The sequence below is a fragment of the Pseudanabaena sp. 'Roaring Creek' genome (assembly GCF_001402795.1).
GTDB lineage: Bacteria > Cyanobacteriota > Cyanobacteriia > Pseudanabaenales > Pseudanabaenaceae > Pseudanabaena.
In genome coordinates, this window is record NZ_LIRE01000094.1 from 1 (window position 1) to 3,316 (window position 3,316).

Consider the following 3,316-nt stretch of genomic DNA (forward strand, 5'->3'; position numbering starts at 1 on the left):
TTATAGCTGTCGCCAAGTGTACTAGGACATAAAACCCAAGAATTAATGGGCGGCGCGAAGCGCCGCCCATTAATTCTTGGGTTTTGATTTGTCCTAATTCTTTGCGAACTTATAGCCATCCTCTTCTTGGTATAGCTATAAGTTCGCAAAGAATTTAAATTTCTTCCAATACCTTAAAGCGAACGTGATTGAGCGCGAGTTCGCCAATGGAATAGGGTTGGGGTTGAATCGTTTCAAAGAAAATCCCTTTGCCAATTTCCACATGATACCAAGGCAAGCCCATAAACCAGCGAGTAGGATAGGGACGATAGCCCGTATCATCGGGATTGGATTCCATTGGCAACCAACCAATACTAGGAATATAGAATTCAATCCAAACGTGATTGTAATACTGATGGAGAGGGATATTCATCACCTGATCGTTTTCATGGGGACATTTATAACGTCCCACGGTTCGGCAAGCAATTCCATTTAAGCGCGTTAGGGCTAGCAACAGACCCACATACTCCCCACAGGAGCCAGTCCCTCTAACAAGCACTTCTTCAGGTGACGCAATATAGGGCGTGACGCGATAGGCGAGCTTGTCGTAGACATAATCGCGAATCAGCAGCATCTTCCGTAAAATATTAGTTTCATCGCCCACGGCTTCTCTGGCGGCGGCTTGGATGAGCGGGTTATCCATACTCAAGCCATCATCATCAATCAGATACAGCTTCTTCATGTCCTCAGATAGTTCAGGGACAAACTCTACTTCACTATCCTTTAGCTCGTATTTAATTGCCCGTAATTCTAAAGTTGCTTTCCAGCCAAACATTCGCGCTTCCGCTGGTTTGAGGTTACCTAGCTTAAAAGCGGCGACCCGCTGACCATAGACAATTTCTTCTTCAAAAGGAATGCCAATGGGTTCGATCGCTAATAATTTTTGGCGATAGTTATCGGTAGGGTAGGCAACTCTCCATGTGAGGTTATAAACGGAAGTCGGATCTTCCGAAGACAGCTCTTCAAGGTAGATCATCTCTACTTTGTAGCCATTGGTGAGCGTATAGTTTAGTTTGCCATCTTTGTACTGATTGAATCTGAGACGATGGATAAAGGTTTTTTCGCGAGCTGCCACCGAAAAGGGTTCATCTAGATCGTTGGGATTTTCGCGAATATAGTTTTCATCACCTGAGTAAACTACATATAATTCATTGTCCAAAAAACCTAAGCTTACGGGATTGGGGAAGGGGGTTAAACCTCGATGTAAAATTTCGCCTGTTTTGGCATTCATCCGATACACAGTTTCTTCCGTGCGATCGCTCACCCATAGTTCTTCGCCCACCAAGGCTAGGGCTTCAAAGCCAGCACCTGGAGCATCCATAATCCTGAGCAGAGTGCGGGTAGCCCTGCCAAAGACAAATATTTTGCCAACTTCACTAGAACTTACATACACGCCACCTTCGGATACCGCAATGCCATCGATTTTGTTAGGCAGTTCCATAAATGGTTGCAGCTCGAAATCAATCATGTTGCAATAGTAAATGCCGTTGTTCTTGGTAACCCACAGGGTTTCCCCAGCGATCGCCAAACCCGTCGCATCACGAAACTCCGAGGCGGTGTAATTATTTAGTACCGTTGCACCTTCTGACCACGGATCGATTTTAAGGAGGTGACCTTGATAGGCATCGACGCAAATTATGTAGGAGTTGTGATTACTGATATCAATACTTACATCACTTACGTCACTTACATCACTTATATTGCTTGAGGTTTGCCACACTAAACCGTGAAGGTTATAAGCGCCAATAGGATAAATCGTGCTTGGTAGGCTAGGCATAGGGTATTAGACAGGTGATTTATGCGGATAATTTAGAAAGATTATGGACTTTCTGCCAGCTTTGATCTGACTTTAAAAGCAGTATTAGTTCCGTAGCGAAGGCAACAGAAAGAAATCGTTTCAGGGTTGGAGCTGAGAGGATTTATGATATCACTCCAATCTTATAGGTAGCTGGACATAATTAAAACTCAAAACCCTTTGGCGGACGCTGCGCTTGTGCCAAAGGGTTTTGATTATGTCCAGCTGGCAGTTTTCATATGTTACTTTGGTTGATTGGGGCGGTTAATAAATACAGCCACAGCTCATTCGCTGAATTATGTTCTTCACACTCTGGATTGTAAATGAGGCAATATTCTCTACTCACAAGCATTTTGTATCTAATCGGCCCAATGCTGATTATCGTTAGCCATATCGGTTCATCACTTGTCTTAGTAACTGGTTTGTCTTGGGGGGCGATCGCATGGATGGTACTGCTATATTTTGTGCGGATGCTGGCGACGACAGGTATTTATCATCGCTTACTCACCCATAAAAGCTATCAAGCCCCTGCACCTCTCCTATGGGTGGGGTGTCTGATCGCCTCTTCCGCAGGACAGATGGGACCAAGTTGGTGGAAGGCTCACCATCTGATGCACCATCAACATTCGGATCGCGATCGCGATCCCCATTCTCCCTATCATCCCAATGGTGGATTTAAAGGGTTTTATTGGGCTCAAGGGGGATGGCTGCTATCTTCGCAGTTTTTTCCCTCCAAATTGCCCGTTGATGTAGAAAGCGATCGCGTTTTAAGAGCGATCGATCGCTTGCATTTTGTTCCTTTAGTCGCGCTTGGTGCGATTTCTTATTACATCGGCGGACTGGAATATCTGGGTGCGTTCTTTTTGAGCACCACCTTGTTATTTCATGGTGTGCAAACTGTAAACTCCCTCAGTCATCTGATCGGTAATCGCCCATTTATTACCGACGACCATAGTCGCAACAGTGCCTTCGTTGCCTTCTTGACTTTGGGTGAGGGTTGGCATAATCTCCACCATGCTTTCCAATCCTCAAGTCGTCATGGGATCACGATTTGTGATAATCGGGTTAGCTATTTGCCCGATCCGACTTTTAGCTTTATTAAGCTACTAGAGTTTTTTAAATTAGCCTCAAAGCTGAGACTACCAAGTGAGAAAGAATTGTTAGCAAGATCTAGTCATCGCAAATCGCAGGATTTAGAGTTGGCGATCGCGGTAAAAACAACTGCTGATTCTTAATCGATTCTCTACTGTATCTCTGAAATCAAACCGCAAAAGATAAGTGGCGACGCTTCGCGTCGCCACTTATCTTTTGCGGTTTGATTTGTTTTATCCCAAAGCTCAAAATGGCGTAGCCATTTTAAGCTTTGGGATTAACGATATAGTTGTTTTAAATAACTTGTAGACGGGCTTCGACTTCGCTCAGCCCTCGGTGTAAGCTAGCTGAGCGAAGTCGAAGCTGTAGTTTTTATTTGAATTATCTATA

The 3,316-nt window shown here is 44.5% G+C and carries 2 protein-coding genes; one reads left to right on the top strand and one right to left on the bottom strand.

Going from position 1 to position 3,316, the window contains the following annotated elements:
- Positions 1-154 precede the first annotated feature (154 nt).
- Positions 155-1,816 carry a transglutaminase domain-containing protein gene (locus tag AC805_RS03050; protein ID WP_055074050.1) on the bottom strand — a complete coding sequence of 554 codons (1,662 nt, stop codon included), beginning with the start codon at positions 1,814-1,816 and terminating at the stop codon, positions 155-157.
- A gap of 341 nt (positions 1,817-2,157) precedes the next feature.
- Here AC805_RS03050 and AC805_RS03055 point away from each other — a divergent pair, with 341 nt between their 5' ends.
- Positions 2,158-3,069, top strand: a complete 912-nt coding sequence (locus AC805_RS03055) for an acyl-CoA desaturase (protein WP_055074051.1) — start codon at positions 2,158-2,160, stop codon at positions 3,067-3,069.
- The last annotated feature ends 247 nt before the right edge of the window (positions 3,070-3,316 follow it).

What these genes read in the sequence shown, in the direction of transcription:
- AC805_RS03050 (WP_055074050.1), bottom strand. Translation starts at nt 1,816, where the DNA reads ATGCCTAGCCTACCAAGCACGATTTATCCTATTGGCGCTTATAACCTT.
- AC805_RS03055 (WP_055074051.1), top strand. Translation starts at nt 2,158, where the DNA reads ATGAGGCAATATTCTCTACTCACAAGCATTTTGTATCTAATCGGCCCA.